Raw genomic sequence first — 18,699 nt, forward strand, 5'->3', positions numbered from 1 at the left:
GCGCCCGACCGGAAACGGTCGGGCGCGCGCCTTTTCTGTCCCGCCTCAGTGGACCTGCGCATGTTTCAGGAACTCATCGCCAAGATGGCGCGTGAAGTCGAAAAGCTCTCCTACGAGCTCAACGTCACGCTTCCCTTTGAAATCCGGAAGGCCGTCGAACTCGGCGACTTGAAGGAGAACAGCGAGTACAAGGCGGCCCTGGAACGCCAGCAGTTCGTGCAGGCGCGCCTCGGGCAGCTCACGCGGCGCGTGACGAAGCTGGCGAGCATCGATATCGCGCAGATTGCGACCGATCGCGTCGGCCTCGGATCGAAGGTGATCGTCGAGGACGAGCAGACGAAGGTTCGTGAGTCCTATGAATTGGTGTTCGGCGACGCTGGTGAACTACAGGAAGGTCACGTGACCATGGCGTCGCCGATCGGCCTCGCGTTGCAGGGCAAGGCCGTCGGGGAGTCGACCATCTTCAAGCTGCCCACCAAGATCCGCCGTTTGGTGATCGTGGATCTGATCACGATTCACGCTCGCGCCACCGACCAACTCGCCTGATTCGCCCCACTTCGACTCCCCCGGTCGCCGGAGCACTGAGATGCAGCGTGCTGAGTATACCGTTCGTGGCTCCGTGCCACAGGACGTGATCGAATGCGTCAGGCGCGACACGCCCGCGCCGCAGGCCGGTGACGTGTTGCTCGAGATGCTCGCCGCGCCAATCAATCCGTCGGACATCCTCACGCTCACGGGCCAGTACGGCATGTTGCCGCCCCTGCCGGCCGTGGGCGGGAACGAGGGCGTGGGAACCGTCGCAGCTCTCGGTGACGGGGTGACGTCGGTGGCCGTAGGACAGCGCGTGCTCCTGCCAATCGGTTCGGGCACGTGGGCGTCGCATCTCGTGGTGCCGGCGGCAGGGCTTATTCCGCTCCCGTCCTTCGGTGACCCGCTGCAGTTGGCGATGATGTCGGTCAATCCCCCCACGGCGTCGTTGTTGCTCTCCGAGTTTGTCGCTTTGGCACCGGGCGATTGGGTGATGCAGAACGCGGCGAACAGCGGGGTAGGTGAGTATGTGATTCAGCTTGCCAAGCGCCGCGGTTTCCGCACCGTGAACGTGGTGCGGCGCCAGGATGCCATCACGCCGCTCCAAGCTTTAGGCGGCGACGTGGTGCTGGTGGATGGTCCCGATCTCGATATGCGCGTGGCCGAGGCCACAGATAAGGCCAAGATTCGACTTGGCTTCGACTGCATAGGCGGTAGCGCCACCGATCGCATTGCGCGCACTCTCGCGATCGGCGGCACGGTGGTGAATTACGGCGCGCTCAGTGGCGAGGCGTGCAAGATCGCGCCGGGGTCGTTCGTGTTCCGCGATGTGACACTGCGCGGCTTCTGGCTGGCGTTCTGGTTCCGGAAGGCCTCCCCAGAACAGCAGCGCGCCGTGTTCGGCGAGATCGCGACCCTCATCGCCACGGGTGCCCTGTCGGCCCGCGTGCATGCTACGTATAGGCTCGCCCAGATCAAGGAAGCAGTAGTCGCCGCCAGTGCCGGTGGTCGCAGCGGTAAAATTCTGCTCGTCCCGTAGCGTCGACCCGTCTTTCGTCGGAACAGCCAGCACATGGTGGTGGTTCGGCGCGCAACTGGTCCGACGGCGCAATTCTCCAATCAATCCGTTTTGTTGTGCTTCGCGTCTCTTCGCGACCTTCGCGTCAATCAGTTACTTCCTGACCGCGCCGAGACAGCCGAACACACCACGGTTCACGCGAACGTCGCCACGGCTCGCGAACATTTGCTCAGCGCAGGACAGTCTGCGCGCTAGCCCGCGTTCAACCCGCCGTCGACCGCGAGCGCGTGTCCCACCATAAACGCGCTCGCAGTGCTGCACAGAAAGAGCACCGTGTCGGCCATCTCGCTGGCGGTGCCCAGACGGCCGAGCGGCACGCGCGCAGTGAGTTCGCTCTCGGGAAGCCCCGCGTCGAGCATGTCTTGCACCATTGGTGTGAGCGTGAAGCCCGGACACAGGGCGTTGATGCGGATGCCTTTGCGTGCGTACTCCAGCGCGGCGGTGCGGGTAAGTCCGACCACGCCGTGCTTACTGGCCGCATAGGCCGAATGGCGGGGGAAGCCGTTCAACCCGGCCACTGAGGCCACGTTCACGATCGTGCCACGCCCGGCCGCGAGCATGATCGGAAGTTGATGGCGCATGCAGCGCCAGACGCCGGTGAGATTGATATCGATCACGGTGTCCCACACGTCAGTGGGATACTCGGCCGTCCGCACCTCCGCGCCACCCACCCCGGCGGCGTTGATCGCGATGTCGAGCGCGCCGAAATGTTCGACGATGCGGGCCACCGCGGTCGCGATCATCGCGTCGTCGCGTACATCACATGGCACGGCCAATCCGCCGAACTCGTGAGCCACCGCCTCGGCGCGCGACTGTTGCACGTCGCCAACCACGACGTTGGCGCCCTGCGCGGCGAAGGCGCGGGCCGATGCGGCACCGATCCCGGATGCGCCGCCGGTAATGAACACGACGCGATTCGTAAATTCAGACACAGCGGTATGGGGAGAGAGTGAACCGTGGCTATCACACATCGTCGATCGTGAACATGCGCGCAACCTCGCGATCATAGGCGTCGAGCTGCTGTGCCGCATCGCGCGCCGTCCAGCCGAGCAACGCGGCCATGATCGGGGCAATACGTCGCGCCGCGGCGCGGCCATGGTCGCGCGTTTCGAACGCCAGGTGTGTGCGCCGTACCAGCACGTCGGCTAGCGTCGCGGCCATCTCGCGCTCCACCGCATGGGCGACTTCGGCCAGCAGGTACGGCAAGTCGTCGGAGAGACGGCGACCGAGCGCCGCGTCGCGCTGTACGTAGCTCCACACGTTACGCCAGCGACTGCCATACGCCAACGCGAGGCGCTCGCCCACCGCCGCGTCGCGCGCGGTGCTGCGCGCCTCGGCCATCGTCGCTTCGCGTGACACGATATCGCCACCGGGTAACGGGGTCGATTCACTCGGCATCTCGGCATGTGTCAGCGTAGGCAGATTCCCGGATTTCGGCAGCTCCCGGCGGGCATGGGAGAGCACATCGGCCGCCATCGCGCGGTAGGTCGTGAGCTTGCCGCCGGTGATGCTGACCAGACCGTCGGCGCGATGCGTGATGGCATGCTCGCGCGACGCGGCATTGGCGCTGTGTTCACCGGCACGCGCCGCCGCCAGCGGTCGGATGCCGCACCACGCCGAGACGGCATCGTCCATCGTGAGCTGCGCGAACGGGAAGCAACGATTCACCGATTGCAGCAGGTAGGTCACTTCGGCGCGCGTCGCGCGGATGTCGTCGGGCCCACCGTGCGCGGGACGTTCGGTGGTGCCGATGATGGTGTGTACGCCAGCCGGGAGCACGAACATGACGCGGCCGTCGAGCGGTGAGACGATCGTGACGGCGTCGTTGTTGCCTACGCGGCTTCGTGGCACGGCAATGTGCGAGCCGGCAGACCCCAACAGCTGCGAAGTTTGGGGCGAGCCGGTGAGGGCGGCCGTGGCGTCGCTCCACGGGCCGGTGGCGTTGATGATCACTCGCGCCTGAATGGGGAACGTGGCGCCGGTGAGTCGATCCTCGACCAGCACACCAGACAGCCTCGATGCAATGCCCGCCCCATGAATGCCGGACACCACAGCGACGTGATTGGCGACGGATGCCCCGGCGTCTCTGGCGGCCAACGCGCTGGCCAACGTGAGCCGGGAGTCGTCGGTCGCGGCGTCCCAGTAGCGGGCCCCGCCCACCATCCCATCGGAGGAGAGGGCCGGTTCGGCAGCCAACACGCCGCCAGGGCCAAGCGCGCGATGCCGTGTATTGCGATACAGCGACAGGGCGTCGTAGAGCGTGAGTCCGGCCCGCATTTTCCACAATGGCACGCGGGCACCGCGATACACCGGCCACGTGAACGCCAGCGGGCGCACGAGGTGCGGGGCGAGTGCCAGCAGCAGTCGCCGTTCGCGGCTCGACTCGAACACGAGTCCGATGTGGCCGTGTTCGAGATAGCGGACGCCACCGTGCACGAGTCGCGAGGAGCGGCTCGAGGTTCCGCTCGCAAAATCGTCGCGTTCCAGCAGGGCGGTGCGAAATCCCGCCAGCGCCGCCTCGCGCGCCACGCCCGCCCCAGTGATACCCCCACCCACGACGAGCATGTCGAATCGCTCAGCCGTGAGCGTAGCCAGCAATGCCTGCCTGGCCACCACGGCCACCGGGGTGTTCGAGGGGTCGGGGGTGTCCTTCAGATCGTGCATGCATGCAGAGATGCCGTGGGGACCCTCGCCGCGCTAGGGGAGTGGCCGTTACCTTCGACCGATGCCCACCTTTGGAACTGGCCGTCGTGTGGCCATTGTCGCCGGCGTACGCACGCCATTCGCGCGCTCGGGAACGATCCTCAAAGACTACACGGCGATCGACCTTGGCAAGCTGGCGGTCGCCGAGTTGGTGCAGCGCGCCGCCCTCGATGGAGGCGCGGTCGACCTGCTCGTGTTCGGCACCGTCGTGCAGTCCGTCACTGCGCCGAACATCGCACGGGAAGTGTCGCTGTTGCCGCACTTCCCGAAAACGCTACAGGCCTTCACCGTATCGCGGGCCTGTGCGTCGGCCAATCAGGCCATCACCGATGCCGCCGATCAGATCGCGCTCGGTCACGCGCACGTGGCCATCGCCGGCGGTGCCGAGTCGCTTACGCAGGTGCCGATTCTGCATTCGCGTGGCATGAGTGAGGTGCTGGTCGCCGCGTCGAAGGCGAAGTCGCTCTCACAGCGTCTCACCACCTTCGCACAGCTCCGTCCCAAGGATTTCATCCCAATTACGCCGGCGATCGCGGAGCCGAGCACGGGCGAGTCGATGGGTCAGTCGGCCGACAAAATGGCGAAACTGAACGGGATCAGTCGTGAAGCGCAGGACCGATTCGCGTTGCGTTCGCACCGGAACGCGGCCGCGGGCACCGACGACGGTCGTTTGACGGCCGAGATCGTGCCGGTTCCGGCGCCGCCCAAGTTCGAGGCGATGATCGCCAGCGACAATGGCGTACGACGGGATTCCACGTACGAGCAGCTGTCCGCGCTCAAGCCGGTGTTCGACCGGCAGTATGGTACGGTGACGGCAGGTAATGCGTCGCCGCTCACCGACGGCGGCGCGGCCGTGTTGCTCATGTCGGAGGAGCGCGCGAAGGCGTTGGGGTATACGCCGCTCGCCTATATCCGCTCGTATGCGTACGCCGCCGTCGATCCCGCCGAGCAATTGCTGCAGGCGCCGGTACTGGCGGTGCCGATCGCCCTGGCGCGGGCCGGACTCGCGCTCGAGGACATCGACCTGATTGAAATGCACGAAGCGTTTGCCGCGCAGGTGTTGAGCAATATTCAGGGGCTCGCGTCTACGAAATGGGCCGCTCGCGCCGGGTTGACGGCGCCGGTCGGCGAGGTGGACTTCGAGACGTTGAACGTGATGGGGGGATCGTTGTCGATCGGTCACCCGTTTGGTGCCACTGGGGCCCGCGTGCTCACCACGCTGTGCAACGAACTGGGGCGTCGCGGTGGACAGTTCGGCCTGCTCACGGTATGCGCCGCCGGCGGGATGGGGCATGCGATGATCGTGGAGCGCGCATGACCACGGGTGCGCGCGAATCACCGGGAGTGGTGCTGATGGAAGACGCAGCGACGGGCGTGTCGCTGTCGGTTCACGACGGCGTGGCCACCGTATGTTACCATCAGCCGCATTCCCCGGTGAACACGCTGAACACGCGCGTCGGGCCGATATTCGAACAGATCTTCGCGCGGATCGAGCAGGATGCCTCCATCGTGGGCGCGATGCTCGTGAGTGGCAAGTCCGACACGTGGATCGCGGGCGCCGATATCGAGGAGCTGCGTCGGGTCACCACGTCGGCGGAGGGCGAGGCACTGTCGCGTGGCGGGCAGTTGCTGTTGAATCGGTTGGCGGCGATGCCCAAGCCTGTGGTCGCGGCCATTCATGGCGCCGCGTTGGGCGGCGGGCTCGAGATCGCGCTGGCCTGTCGTTATCGCATCGCGACCGATCATCCCAAGACGGTGTTGGCGCTTCCCGAAGTGCAGCTTGGTTTGCTGCCGGGCGCCGGTGGCACGCAGCGGCTTCCGCGTACGGTCGGATTGCAAGCGGCGCTCGACATGATTCTCACCGGCAAGAACATCCGCGCAAAGAAGGCGTGGCAGATGGGACTTGTACACGAACTCGTGCACCCGTCAATCCTTCACGACGTCGCGGTCCGTCGCGTGCGCGCGTTGGCGCGCGGCGACGCCATGCCGGCGCGGGCGCGGACGCGCGGGGCGCGTGAAGTGCTGCTCGAGGACAACGCGCTCGGTCGCCAGGTCGTGTTTCATCAGGCGCGTGAGGCGGTGCTCAAGAAGACGCGCGGACAGTATCCCGCGCCGTTGGCGGCCATCGACGCGATGCGAGTCGGCTATCGGCACGGCGAAGAGGCCGGACTGCGGGAGGAAGCGCGTCGGTTCGGTGAGCTGGCGATCAGTGAAGTGTGCCGCGCACTCGTGTCGATCTTCTTCGCGACCACGGCACTCAAGAAGGACAGCGGACTTGCCCCTGGGGTAGCGGCCGAGCCCGTACGCGTGCACAAACTCGGCGTGCTCGGGGCGGGATTCATGGGGGCAGGCATCGCGACCGTCGCAGTCCAGGCGGGCACAGTCGTGCGCCTCAAGGATTCGTCGCTCGACCGCGTGGCGGCGGGGTGGCGCGCGGTGCGCGATGTGCTGCGTGAGCGCGTCAAGCGCCGTCAGATCACACGCCTGCAGATGGACGACACACTGTCGCTGGTGGGCGGCACGATCGACTACAGCGGCTTCACGAATGCCGACTTGGTGATCGAAGCGGTGTTCGAGGAGCTCGAGGTCAAGCATGCCGTTCTGCGCGAAGTGCAGGCGGTAGCCCCTCGAGCGATTTTTGCGTCGAACACGAGTACGATCCCGATTCGCGACATCGCCGCGGCGGCAGTGCATGCCGATCAGGTCGTGGGCATGCACTTCTTCTCTCCCGTGCATAGAATGCCGTTGCTCGAGGTCATCGTGACCCCCGAAACCAGCGCCCAAACCACGGCCACGGTGGTGGCGTACGGTCGGCAGCTCGGCAAAACGGTGATCGTGGTTCGCGACGGACCGGGGTTTTACGTGAACCGCATTCTGGCGCCCTACATCAACGAGAGCGGCAAACTGCTCGATGACGGGGTGTCGATCGAGGCGATCGACGAGGCGTTGGTGTCGTTCGGGTTTCCAGTTGGACCGATCACGTTGCTCGATGAAGTCGGTCTCGATATCGCCGGGAAGTCGGGCCCGATCATGGCGGCGGCCTTCGGTGAGCGGATGCGTCCGTCGGTCACGCTGCAGCGGGTGATCGAGAGCGGACGACTTGGGCGGAAAGCGAAACGCGGGTTCTACCGTTACAACGAGCAGGGCAAGCGTGCGGGCGTGGATCAGGGCGTGTACGCGCTGACGCCGGCGTCTGGGGCGCGCATTGCGGTTACGGTCGAGGAGATTCAGCGCCGGACGGTGCTCACCATGCTGAACGAGGCCGTGCGCTGTCTCGAAGACGGCATTATCCGCTCGCCGCGCGACGGCGATATCGGGGCGGTTTTCGGGATCGGATTCCCACCATTCCGTGGCGGGCCGTTTCGATTCCTCGATGCCCTCGGCGCCGCCACCGTGGTCACGCAGCTGGAAGAGCTTGAGGCGCGCTTTCCCGGCCGGTACGAGCCAGCCACGTTGCTCCGTGCCAACGCCGCGTCCGGTGAGCGTTTCCACGCCTGAGGCGCATTCCGCCACCCAGAACTCCGGGCACCGAGGGTATATTCCACTGTTGTCGTTCCGCGCCGTCCTCCGGACGCGCGATTCCCTTCTCGCTGAACTCCGCGTCTCCGCGCCGCAATGCTTCGTTCGTCCCTGCTGTACCTCTCGCGCCAACAGCGCATTTTCGATTTCGTCAAGAACGTCGGCTTTGCGCGCCAGATGGCGTCGCGATTCGTGGCGGGCGAAACGATCACGACCGCCCTCGCTGCCGTGGAGCTGCTGAACGCCAAGGGCATCACCGCCTCGCTCGACTTGCTCGGCGAATCGGTTTCGAGTGAAACCGAAGCTCGAGACACCGGGCGGCAGTATATCGAACTTCTGGACCGTATCGACCAGAAGAAATTGCAGGCCAATGTGTCGGTAAAACTCACCGCACTTGGACAGGATATCTCCGACGACCTCGGACTGGACGTCGTTCGGCAGGTCCTTGAGCGCGCCAAGCAGTACAAGAGCTTCGTGCGTCTCGACATGGAGTCGAGCGCGTACACCGATCGCACCCTCGACACCTTCGAGCAAAAACTCTACCCCGAATTCCCCGAGTATGTCGGCGTGGTGCTGCAAAGCTCGTTGCGCCGCACACTCGACGACGTCGAGCGGGCGAATCGACTGAAGTGCCGCGTGCGCATCTGCAAGGGGGCGTATCTGGAGCCGGCCACGGTCGCGTTCCCCGACAAGGCCGACGTCGATCGGAACTACGTCGAGGCCATGCACCGCTTGATGGAACATGGCAACTATCCCGGCATCGCCACGCACGACGAAGTGATCATCAACGACGCCAAGCGCTTCGCGAAGGAACGCGGCATCGCGGCCGACCGCTTCGAGTTCCAGATGCTGTATGGCGTGCGTCGCGACCTGCAGGAGCAGATCGTGAAGGAAGGCTATCGCATTCGCGTGTATGTGCCGTTCGGGAGCCAATGGTATCCCTATCTTATGCGACGACTGGCCGAACGTCCGGCCAACATTGCGTTCATGGCCGGCAACATCGTGAAGGAGTCATTGTCCCGCTGACCGAACATCACGGACACCACCTCCCGGCCGATCACGACGCGGGGGACGAGCGCACGTTGGGCGGCTATATGGACGTCCACAAGCGTCCTGCCGCCTTCGAAGGCGTTGATGGGCATGCATATTCTGCGGACATCCTTACCGATACAACCGGCGACCGCGCGGCGCCTTGGGGTGCGTACTTGATGTTCGTGAAGTGGGGAGTCGGTGAACCTGAGGTCCAGGGACATCTGGAGACCGGGTTTCTGATCAGCGGGTCAAGCGAAGCCGTGGTGCGCCATCAGCTCGGTGGCATGGCGCTGGGCACGGTAAAAGCCACCCTCGATGGCCTCATCCGGGGGCGCACGCCATGACCGACGGTGTGGTCATGCATGGCACCGGCGGCATCTGGCAGGTGCGCACCGACGACGGCGTCCTCTTCGACGTTTCGCTCCGAGGACGGCTCAAGCACGAGGCGCATGGGTCCCTCAAACTCGCCGTGGGCGATCGCGTCACCATCGGGCGCGTGGCCGACAGTAGCGACTCGTGGGCCATCGACCTCATTCACCCGCGCCGCAGCAAGTTGGCGCGCCGTGCGCCGGCCGGCGCGCGCGGCGAACGCATCATCGTGGCCAATCTCGATCAAGTGTTGGTGGTCTTCGCCGCCGCGCGCCCCGAGCCGCATCCGCGCATGCTCGATCGCTTTCTCGTGATCGCCGAAGCGAATGGGCTCGCCGCGCGAATCATCATCAACAAAATCGACCTCGTCGACGCGAGCACCATCCGTGATCGCTTCGACGAGTTCGTGAAGGCCGGCTATCCGTTGCACCTCGTCAGCGTTGTCACTGGCGAAGGACTCGAGGAGCTGCGCGACGAAATCGCGGGCAAGGACTCCGCGCTCACCGGACCCTCTGGCGTCGGCAAGTCGTCGCTGATGAACCGGTTGTTTCCGGGGCTCGACCTGCGCACGGCGGAGATCAGCGATAGTGTGAATAAGGGTCGGCACACCACCGTCGGTGCGGTGCTGCATCCGCTGCCCGGCGGCGGCTTTGTGGCCGATACGCCGGGCCTGCGTGAAGTCGGACTCTGGGGCATTGAAGCCCGCGAGATTGCGCAGTGCTTCCCGGAGTTCCGTCCCTTGATTCACCTGTGTCGCTTCGCCGACTGTACGCACACCGTCGAACCGGAGTGCGCCGTTAAAGAGGCGATTCGCCGCGGGGCGGTGGGTCGGGGACGCTACGACAGCTACGTGAAACTGCGCGAAGAGCTGGCGGAACAGAGCTAGCGCACAGGCAGAAACGAGGAGAAGACGGGAAAAGGCAGGCGCAGCAATCCGGCGGCAGGTGGGACGCGTAGTACCACTGACTATGACACATGCCGTCACGCGTTCCTTCGTCTTTTCCGGCTACACGCCCGGTCTATCCAGCAACCTGGATACCGAATACGTTCAGTATGGGTACGCTGCTCGCGGGTTCGCGGCACGCGTCCATCACCGTGTCGAACCACACGGTCGTCCGTCCAACACTGGTTTCGCCATTCCATACGTGCCTCTCGCTGACGCTGCCAACCCGCTGGACATCCAACTGATCGCCGCCATGGCGCAGGTGGATGAGCGTGCAGCATCGGCGCTCTATGACCGTCATGGGGCTGTGATGTACGGTCTCGCCCTGCGGATGGTCGGAGAATCGGCGGATGCCGAGGAAGTGGTGCTCGACGCCTTTGCGCAGGCATGGCGCGATGCCGCCCGTTTCGACTCGACGCGCGGATCGGTGGCCGGCTGGTTGACCACCATTACGCGCACGCGGGCGCTCGACTTGATCCGCGCACGGGGACGTCGGGCGAAGATGACCGACACGGCCACCGCGACGCTCGACGAGCCGGCCGCGATGGGCAGCGGCTTTGCCGCGCCTGACATCCAGGTCCAGGAAACCGAGCGCGCCGTCGCGGTGAAGTTCGCACTCGATCAGTTGCCCGTGACGCAGCGTCAGGCCATCGAACTCGCCTTCTTCGAAGGACTGACGCATCATGAAGTGGCGGATCGCTTGAGTGAACCACTGGGGACGGTCAAGACTCGAATTCGACTGGGGATGCAGAAGTTGCGCGATGCCTTGTCCGGCCTGGCACCGGAGAGCGTATCATGAACCCGATGACGCCGCTCACCCTCGAACAGTTGCGCGACCTCGCGCCGTCGTACGTCCTCGGCGTGCTCGACGCCGACGAACGTGTGGCGTTCGAGCGTGGGCTTCAGGATCCTGAGTCTGCGGCCACCCTCGAGGGCGATCTGGCCGCGCATCGCACCGCCTCCGAGCTGATGGCCACGGCGCAACCGGTCGCGCCGCCGCCTGGACTCAAGGCTCGTATGATGGAGCGCATTGCCGCGGAAAAACGCGCAACGCTGGCGATCGCCGCGGCCGCGCCACTGGTCGCGCCACTGGTCGCGCCACTGGTCGCGCCAGTCGTGGATCCGGTCGTGGCCGCCATCGAAACGCCCCGTGAGATGGTCACCGACAATGTGCGCGAGCTGGCGATGGCGCGCCGGGCCGAAGTGGCAACTGCCACGCCGATCCGCGCGGAGACGGCGCGACAGACTCCCGCCAGCCGCGCCACGCGCGTGCTGACGCCACCCACGCCACCCACGCCGACCGCCATCATTGAGCTTTCGGCGCGGCGCACGGCGCGGAGGGCGTGGTGGACCGCCGGTGTGCTTGCGACGGCGCTTGCCGCGTCGCTCGTGGTGGCGGTCGATTTCCGGAACCGGACAAAGTCGCTCGAAGATCGCGCGGCACAGGACGGAGCGCGGTTTGCGCGCACTGAAGCCAAGCTGGCCGAGCGTGAGAAGACCTTACAGACGTTGCTGGCCGGACGTGGCAACGTGGTGCTGGTGAATCTCAATCCTGCTCAGCCGGCGGGTCCCGGGATGCAGGTGTTCTGGAATGTTCGTGAAGGCAAGGCGGTGGTGAATGCCTACGGCCTCGCGCCCGTCGCCAGCGATCGCGCCTACATGCTGTGGATGATCCGCGACGGGACGCCGGTGCCGCTCAAGCTCTTTACGCCGGGTGACGACGGGCGGGCCATTGTGGCGTCGGTGGAGCTGCCAACGACCACCAGCGGCATCACGCTGCTGGCCGTTACGGAGGAATCGTCGGCCGGCGCCACGGCGCCCACGATGACGCCTTTCCTGGTGGGCGAAGTGCCGACTAAGGGCGCCACCCAGTAAACCGGTGGCGCAGGCACGTGGCGCTACGTCGAGCGCACCGTGCCAAGCCCGCCGTCCACGCCGTACAGCTGGCCGGTGACCCACGTGGCGTCGGCGCTGAGCAACCAAGCGATGAGACTCGCCACATCTTCGGGCTGACCGATGCGTCCGAGAGCGTGCATTGCCTGCGATGCCTGCACCGCCGGAGCCGATCCAGTGATGCGCGCGGTGAGTGGCGTCTTCACCAATCCTGGGGCGACGGCGTTCACCCGGAGGCCACGTGAGGCATAGGTGGCGGCGGCCGAGAGCACAAGTCCGTTCACGCCGCCTTTGGCCGCCGCAATAGCTTCGTGATTCGACAACCCGATGCGCGACGCGGCAGTGCTGCACAACACCACCGCACCACCTTCGGGCATCACGCGCGCCGCGGCGCGCACGACGCCGAACGCGCTCGTGAGATTTTGCGCGATTGTCTGCTGAAACTCCTCGAACTTCGTGAGATGCGCCGGCTTCAGGAGCAGCGAGCCCACGCAGTTGGCCATTCCGCCAATCGTGCCGAAGCGCGCACGCGCGAGGTCGGCCACGCGATCGATCTCACTCCAGTCGGTGGCGTCGCTGGTGGCGTAGTCCGCACCCAGCTCCGAGGCGAGGGAGGCGAGTGGGTCCTCACGTCGAGCGGTGAGGAAGAGTGGCCTGCCGGAAGAGGCAAGTCGACGGGCGAGTGCGGCGCCGATGCCGCCAGTTGCCCCGAAAATGAGAACCGCGTGCGATGTCTGTGACATGCACGCGGAACCCGAAAATCAGCCAAACAGTTCCCGCGACCACGAAATCACCACTTCGAGAGGTCGCCGGAACCCTTCCATCTGAGCGTGCCGTTCTTGAAGTACGGCTGCAATTTCTGGATCTCCGCTGCTCGGGCCGTAAGCGCCTCGCGTTCTTCGTCCGTGAACACGCCTTCCTTGCCTACCTTGACCGTCGCGTCGGCACTGCTCAGTGCGAAGAGGGCGATCCGTTCACGCAACAACGCGAACTGATACTTGGTGAAGGTCGTGCGCGCCTCGGCCGGAACAGACGACTGCGATTCAGGCAAATCACCTGACATCCCGTACGTGGCAACCTGTGATTCCATTACCGCCGGCGGTGTGAAGTCGAAGGTGCACGCGAGTCCCATTCCCAAGACCGCACCCTGCATTTGCATCGTGCCCATGCTGTCCTGGGCGAAGGCGCCAGCCCGTGGATTCCCGTCGGAATACGACGTGGCGACCACGGCGCTCAGTCGATCGGCATCCTTCTCCAGCTGTCGCGCTCGTGCCTTCGCGGCAACCGTGAGGTTGGGCGAGGTCCGACCGGCCATTAAGGCGGCCTGCCCATTCTCCATGCACTTCTTGGCTGCGTTGATCCTCAGCGTGTGCGCCGAGGCCAGTCGTCGCACCTGCGTCGCCTTCTCGGCGTCGCTTGCCATCGGCGTCAACGCCGCGAGCATGAGATCCAGCTGCGAGGCGTTCAGCGTCATATTCACCGGCTTCGAGTCGGCCGCGGCCGACTTGCTGCCTTCGGTCGCGGTGCCGGGCTTGCTGGCCTCCGGTGTCTCTTTGCCCGCGATCTTCTCCTTTGCTTTGTCCTTGATTGCGTCGGCGCCGATCTTCTTCAGCTTGCCGAACTGCGCCTGCGCATTCGCGAACGGTGTCGCGAGCAGCACCGCAATGGCAGGGACCAGCACTAAACGCGATATCGCAAAGCGATGACCAACGGAAAGGGCACGCATGACGGGCTCCTGATGTGCAATGAGAATTTTATCCCACCCCTCTAATCAATCGGTGCCGGCGGTCCGCGCAAGTTCGGCGCGCGGCTGTGTCTGCCTCAGTTTGATACGGACGCCCCGGGCTACGGAATACGACGGCCCACCAACGCCAGCGGAACGCGTCGGAGGCCATCCCATCGGTGCGTCACGCCACCGTGGCGCAACAATAGCTGGGCCGACAGGCCACCGTCCAGCATCAACGCATCCACCGCGCCTAGCCGGCGCATAACCTCTGCCATTTCCATGGTGGTGGGGCCGATCGGAAGTCGTTCGGCAAACCGGCCCACACCGTCGTAGCGTGAGAGCGCGATCAGGACGTGACCATCGGAGCGAACACCGAGCGCCAACCGGATATCGCGATGATCGCGGTCGAGGGCTGTGGTGGGGTCGCAGAGCGCGCGAGGCGCGCGGCCTCGGTGAAGCACCAGCGGGAACGACTGCAACGCTTCAAGAATGCCGCCGGCGGCCCGCAGGCTGTCGAGCGCGCTGGCGGCGGCGATGCGGATGCGACCCGTGCTGTCCACCACGAACGCGCCGGAGAGCGGGCCGATGCCGGGCGCCTGCCACTCGCGTCCGCGATGCACGACCCAACCCCACGGGCCCTCATCGGTAAATTGGCCGGCGTTCATCGCCAGCGGCGCGTCGGCCGGCGCCGCGTCAAGCGACCACGGCAACAGCTCGCTCCCCTTTCGTGCCAGCTCGAGGCTCAGCGCGAGGCGCGCGGGATCGACGTCGACCGCAACAATGCGTACCGCCACCTTCCGCGGCCCGAGCATCGTTGGCCATATGGTCCACTTGATCGCCGCGTCACCCTGCCACCGCAGAGTGGGCAACTCACCAGACACCGCGCTCGACACCGTGGTGGATCCGCACGCGATCGCGGCGATCGGCGTCGCACGCTGACTCGCGGCGGGTTGGGTCGACGCGACGTGTAGTGGTATCGCCGTCGCGATGGCGACCGCGATACCCGGTACGGTGCGGAACCAGTTAGACATCCGTCGAGCGTTCGCTGCTACGGAGACAGGCGGCGTTTCACCCAGGCTCCCGCTTCACGGCGGAACTGGATGCGATCGTGCAACCGGCTCTCCCGACCCTGCCAGAACTCGAGTTCTTCGGGAATGATACGATATCCGCCCCAGTGCTCGGGCAGCGGCACGTTGCCGCTCGCGAACCGGGCTTCATTGTCCGCCAGTTGCTGCTCGAGCACTGAGCGATCGGTGAGCACCATGCTTTGGTGCGACGTCCACGCGCCCACGCGGCTCGGCAGGGGGCGCGACTGAAAGTACGCCTCCGATTCGGCGCGGCTTACTCGCTGCACGGCGCCGTTGATGCGCACCTGACGTTCGAGCTCCCCCCAAAAAAAGCAGAGCGACGCATGCGGGTTGTCGGCCAACTCCTGTCCCTTTCGACTGCGGTAGTCGGTGTAGAACACAAAGCCTCGCGCATCGTATCCTTTCAGCAGGACCATACGCGCTGATGGATAGGCGTCCGGCGTCGCGGTGGCGAGGCACATCGCGTTCGGCTCGACCACCGCCGCGTTCACGGCCTCGTCGAACCAGCGCTCGAACTGCGTGATGGGGTCGGCCGCTACATCCTCCTCGGCCAACGACTGGCGGCGGTACTCGGTACGGATGTCGGCAATGGTCATGAGATCACACCTCCACCATGGGCAGCGCGGCCCGCGGATACGAATCTGGCACACCGGCAAACGGATCGCCCACCAGCGGTTCGCCATCGGGTGTCTCCAGCACGAAGCCGGCGTCTTCGATCATGCGCAGGTCGTCGCGCGCCGTCTGGCCCTGGGTGGTGAGATAGTCACCCACGAAAATCGAGTTGGCGGGATACAGGCCCATGACCTGCATGCTGCGCAGGTGCACCTCACGGCCGCCCGACACGCGAATCTCCTGCGTCGGCAGGAGAAAACGGTACAGCGACAGGATACGCAGACACCGACGCGGGTCGAGTTCGCGAACGTCGGCGAACGATGTACCCGGCACCGGGATCAGGAAGTTCACGGGTACACTCTTCACGTCGAGTTCGCGCAACGATAGCGCCAAGTCGATCACATCGTCGTCGCTCTCACCCATGCCAAGAATGCCGCCGCTGCACGTCTTCATGCCGGCGGCCTTGACGGCTGTCACGGTATTCACGCGATCTTCGAAGGTGTGCGTACCGACCACTTCCGGCGTGAAGTTGGCCGACGTGTTGAGGTTGTGATTCACCGTTTCCACACCGGCTTCCTTGAGACGCAGCACCTGCGCCTCGTTCAGCAGGCCGAGACAGGCGCAAACCTTGAGGTCATGCTTCGCCCGCACGGCGCGCACCGCGTCGAGGACCTTGTTGAACACCGTTTCGCCGGGAGCACGACCCGAGATTACCATGCAGAAGGTACCGGCCTTCAACTGGGCCGCGCGATCGGCCGCCTCCATGATCTTCTCCTGCGCCATCATCGGATACTTCTCGATGTCGGCGGTCGAGATTTTCGACTGCGAGCAGTAGCCGCAATCTTCCGGACAGAGGCCGCTTTGGGCGTTGAGCAGGAAGTGCAACCGCACACGATTGCCCCACGTCGCGCGTCGCACGCGGTACGCTGCCGCCAGCTGGTCGAGCAGCTGATCATCAGCAGCGGACAGCACGGCATGGGCCTGTTCACGCGTGATGACGTCACCGGCCAAGGCGCGGTCCGCGAGCAGTTGCCAGTCAGAGAATCCGGACGACATGGAGGTCATGGAGAAAGAGGGGCAAGCAGCACGTCGAGACCACTGCCTTCGGCAGCGGCTGCGAGTGCATCGAGATCATCGGGACGATCGACCCACGGAAAACGCAGAATAGTGCAATGCGGCAGCAGCAACCTGAGCGCCTCGAAATTGGTCGCTTCGGCCACCGTGGTATCACCGTCCGAAAGCGCTGTCAGCACGATCGCTCGTATGGGAACGCCACCAGCTTCCGCTGCCCGCACGGTCAGGAGCACATGGTTCAACACGCCCAGCTTATTCCCCGCCACGAGCAACAGCGGCGTGCGCCAGCGCGCGAACAAATCGAGGTACGAGATGGCGGCGGTAATCGGCACCAGCAAGCCGCCGGCGCCCTCCACCAACACCACGTCCGCGTCCTGCTCGATCTGCGCCAACGCCGTGTCGAGTACGCCGAGGTCGATCGTGACGTGGGCGCGCCTCGCCGCCATCATCGGCGCCAGCGGCTCCTCGAGCACGTAGGGCCGGACCACCGACAACGGCAAGGTGGCGCCACACGCCGCCCGCAGTCGGTCCGCATCGGAGGCGAGCCCGCGGTCGGATACCGGGCGTTCCAGCACACCGCTTTCAATCGGTTTCATCGCCGCTACGCGCAGGCCCAGCCCGCGCGCCCGCGCGGCCAAGGCGCACGTCACCACGGTTTTGCCGATGCCCGTGTCGGTACCCGTCACGCCGAAACGGATCGGTCTAGTCATCGACCGGTCCGCCGGTGCCAATCCCGCCGGTGCCAATCCCGCCGGTGCTGAACGCATGGGCGCGCGCACCGTCCAGGAACCGATGCATGACGCCATACACGAGATCGAGCTCGCGATCCGTGATGCAGTACGGTGGCAGGCAGTACGCCACGTTACCGAGCGGACGCAGCAACACGCCCTGCTGTAGCGCGTAGGCCGCAAGCTCCCGGCCAATGTCGCTGAGATACCCAGCCGGCGCGTCCAGTTCCACCGCGGCAATCGTGCCGATCTGCCGCACCGCGCGCACGCCTTGCACCGTACGCAGCGTGGCGAGATGCCGGGCCTGCGCCACTTCGATGCGCACCCGATCATCCTCGCATGCCTCGTCGAACAACGCGAGCGATGCCAGCGCGGCCGCACACGCGATCGGGTTTGCCGTATACGAGTGACCGTGAAAAAACGTCTTCGTGCGGTCTTCACTCCGGAAGGCGTCGAAGATGTCTTCGGTGGCCGCGGTGGCGCCGAGCGGCAGCATACCGCCGGTAAGTCCCTTCGACATGCAGAGCAGGTCGGGACGCACGTCGGCGCGCTCACACGCGAACAGCGGGCCGGTGCGCCCGAAGCCGGTGAGCACTTCATCGGCAATGAGATGCACACCCGCCGCGGCCGTGCGCTGGCGGATGCCCTGCAGCACCTGTTCATCCCACACGCGCATGCCACTCGCGCCAAGCACCAGCGGCTCCACGATCACCGCCGCCAGCTCCGAGCCGCGCTCGGCGATCAGCGCGTCGAGCGCCGCGATCGTATCGCCCACGGACGGATCAGGAAGCCGCGCCACTTCGAACAGCAGCGGCTCGTACATCTGCGTGAACACCCCGCGCCCGCTCGCCGCCATCGCGCCGAAGGTGTCGCCGTGATACGCGTTGTCGAGCGCCGCGATCAAGCGACGCGGTGCCCCACGATTGGCAAACGATTGCAGCGACAGCTTGATCGCGACTTCGACCGCGGTCGAGCCGTCGTCGGAGAAGAAGATCTTTGACAGGCCACGCGGTAAGCGCTGCACGAGTTCCGCCGCCAGCGCCGCCGCCGGTTCGTGCGTGAATCCCGCGAAGATGACCTGGTCGAGCCGCCGCGCCTGTTCGGTGATGGCATCGACGATATCATCATGGCAATGACCGTGCGTCGTCACCCACCACGACGAAATCGCATCGAGGATGGGCCGCTCGTTAGCATCGTAGAGCCACGCCCCCTTCGCCCGCACAATCGCGACGGGCAGCGGTGCCTGATGGTGCTGGGTATACGGGTGCCACACATGCGCCGCGTCATGCAGCAGCACGAGGTCGGCGCCGGTTCGTATCGGCATGTCGTCATCGCCGACATCGTCGCCGACGTCGTGCGCGCTGCCCATGCCGCCACCGTAATCCTCGAGATCATCGACCGAGTTT

Annotated in this window: 18 protein-coding genes; 9 read left to right on the forward strand and 9 right to left on the reverse strand. The window is 65.5% G+C overall.

Annotated elements, in window-relative coordinates; translation table 11 throughout:
• The first annotated feature begins 60 nt into the window (after positions 1-60).
• Together ACLL97_RS19845 and ACLL97_RS19850 are read left to right on the forward strand one after the other, a co-directional pair.
• On the forward strand, positions 61-546 hold the full coding sequence (locus ACLL97_RS19845) for a GreA/GreB family elongation factor (protein ID WP_411282216.1): 486 nt from the start codon (positions 61-63) through the stop codon (positions 544-546).
• A gap of 40 nt (positions 547-586) precedes the next feature.
• Entirely contained in the window at positions 587-1,567 is a 981-nt protein-coding gene (locus ACLL97_RS19850) for a zinc-dependent alcohol dehydrogenase family protein (RefSeq protein ID WP_411282217.1), read from the forward strand.
• A gap of 230 nt (positions 1,568-1,797) precedes the next feature.
• Here the strand turns inward: ACLL97_RS19850 and ACLL97_RS19855 are convergent, their stop codons facing one another.
• Both ACLL97_RS19855 and ACLL97_RS19860 read right to left on the reverse strand, forming a co-directional pair.
• On the reverse strand, positions 1,798-2,538 hold the full coding sequence (locus tag ACLL97_RS19855; RefSeq protein ID WP_411282218.1) for an SDR family NAD(P)-dependent oxidoreductase: 741 nt from the start codon (positions 2,536-2,538) through the stop codon (positions 1,798-1,800).
• A gap of 31 nt (positions 2,539-2,569) precedes the next feature.
• Positions 2,570-4,270 (reverse strand): FAD-dependent oxidoreductase, encoded by a 1,701-nt coding sequence (locus ACLL97_RS19860; RefSeq protein ID WP_411282219.1) that lies wholly within the window; start codon positions 4,268-4,270, stop codon positions 2,570-2,572.
• Positions 4,271-4,331: 61 nt separating this feature from the next.
• On the opposite strand from ACLL97_RS19860, the gene fadI reads away from it, so the two are divergent.
• The 7 genes from fadI (at position 4,332) to ACLL97_RS19895 (ending at position 12,047) form a co-directional block, all read left to right on the forward strand.
• Entirely contained in the window at positions 4,332-5,627 is a 1,296-nt protein-coding gene (fadI, locus tag ACLL97_RS19865; protein ID WP_411282220.1) for an acetyl-CoA C-acyltransferase FadI, read from the forward strand.
• Positions 5,624-7,807 carry a fatty acid oxidation complex subunit alpha FadJ gene (fadJ, locus tag ACLL97_RS19870; protein ID WP_411282221.1) on the forward strand — a complete coding sequence of 728 codons (2,184 nt, stop codon included), beginning with the start codon at positions 5,624-5,626 and terminating at the stop codon, positions 7,805-7,807. Before fadI ends, fadJ begins: the two co-directional genes overlap by 4 nt.
• A 117-nt stretch (positions 7,808-7,924) precedes the next feature.
• Positions 7,925-8,854, forward strand: coding sequence for a proline dehydrogenase family protein (locus ACLL97_RS19875; protein WP_411282222.1), 930 nt, complete (start codon positions 7,925-7,927; stop codon positions 8,852-8,854).
• Positions 8,855-8,922: 68 nt separating this feature from the next.
• On the forward strand, positions 8,923-9,204 hold the full coding sequence (locus tag ACLL97_RS19880) for a hypothetical protein (protein ID WP_411282223.1): 282 nt from the start codon (positions 8,923-8,925) through the stop codon (positions 9,202-9,204).
• Entirely contained in the window at positions 9,201-10,115 is a 915-nt protein-coding gene (gene rsgA, locus ACLL97_RS19885) for a ribosome small subunit-dependent GTPase A (RefSeq protein ID WP_411282224.1), read from the forward strand. Before ACLL97_RS19880 ends, rsgA begins: the two co-directional genes overlap by 4 nt.
• A gap of 259 nt (positions 10,116-10,374) precedes the next feature.
• Positions 10,375-10,971 (forward strand): sigma-70 family RNA polymerase sigma factor, encoded by a 597-nt coding sequence (locus ACLL97_RS19890; protein ID WP_411282225.1) that lies wholly within the window; start codon positions 10,375-10,377, stop codon positions 10,969-10,971.
• The gene (locus tag ACLL97_RS19895) at positions 10,968-12,047 is read left to right on the forward strand and encodes an anti-sigma factor domain-containing protein (RefSeq protein ID WP_411282226.1); all 1,080 of its coding nucleotides are present in this window, start codon (positions 10,968-10,970) and stop codon (positions 12,045-12,047) included. The genes ACLL97_RS19890 and ACLL97_RS19895 overlap by 4 nt, the downstream gene beginning before the upstream one ends.
• Before the next feature lie 23 nt (positions 12,048-12,070).
• On the opposite strand, the gene ACLL97_RS19900 is transcribed toward ACLL97_RS19895, so the two are convergent.
• From ACLL97_RS19900 to ACLL97_RS19930, 7 genes are all read right to left on the reverse strand, one after another.
• Positions 12,071-12,808 carry an SDR family NAD(P)-dependent oxidoreductase gene (locus ACLL97_RS19900; RefSeq protein WP_411282227.1) on the reverse strand — a complete coding sequence of 246 codons (738 nt, stop codon included), beginning with the start codon at positions 12,806-12,808 and terminating at the stop codon, positions 12,071-12,073.
• Positions 12,809-12,855: 47 nt separating this feature from the next.
• The gene (locus ACLL97_RS19905; protein ID WP_411282228.1) at positions 12,856-13,791 is read right to left on the reverse strand and encodes a hypothetical protein; all 936 of its coding nucleotides are present in this window, start codon (positions 13,789-13,791) and stop codon (positions 12,856-12,858) included.
• A 119-nt stretch (positions 13,792-13,910) separates the two neighbouring features.
• Positions 13,911-14,822, reverse strand: a complete 912-nt coding sequence (locus tag ACLL97_RS19910) for a phosphodiester glycosidase family protein (protein WP_411282229.1) — start codon at positions 14,820-14,822, stop codon at positions 13,911-13,913.
• Positions 14,823-14,839: 17 nt separating this feature from the next.
• Positions 14,840-15,475, reverse strand: coding sequence for a pyridoxamine 5'-phosphate oxidase (gene pdxH / locus ACLL97_RS19915; protein ID WP_411282230.1), 636 nt, complete (start codon positions 15,473-15,475; stop codon positions 14,840-14,842).
• 4 nt (positions 15,476-15,479) lie between these two features.
• Complete coding sequence (gene bioB / locus ACLL97_RS19920) at positions 15,480-16,556, reverse strand: biotin synthase BioB (protein WP_411282231.1); 1,077 nt, start codon at positions 16,554-16,556, stop codon at positions 15,480-15,482.
• Positions 16,553-17,275, reverse strand: coding sequence for a dethiobiotin synthase (bioD, locus tag ACLL97_RS19925; RefSeq protein ID WP_411282232.1), 723 nt, complete (start codon positions 17,273-17,275; stop codon positions 16,553-16,555). The genes bioB and bioD overlap by 4 nt, the downstream gene beginning before the upstream one ends.
• Entirely contained in the window at positions 17,268-18,587 is a 1,320-nt protein-coding gene (locus ACLL97_RS19930; RefSeq protein WP_411282259.1) for an adenosylmethionine--8-amino-7-oxononanoate transaminase, read from the reverse strand. The genes bioD and ACLL97_RS19930 overlap by 8 nt, the downstream gene beginning before the upstream one ends.
• Positions 18,588-18,699 lie beyond the last annotated feature (112 nt).

The organism is Gemmatimonas sp. (assembly GCF_046594945.1).
GTDB lineage: Bacteria > Gemmatimonadota > Gemmatimonadetes > Gemmatimonadales > Gemmatimonadaceae > Gemmatimonas.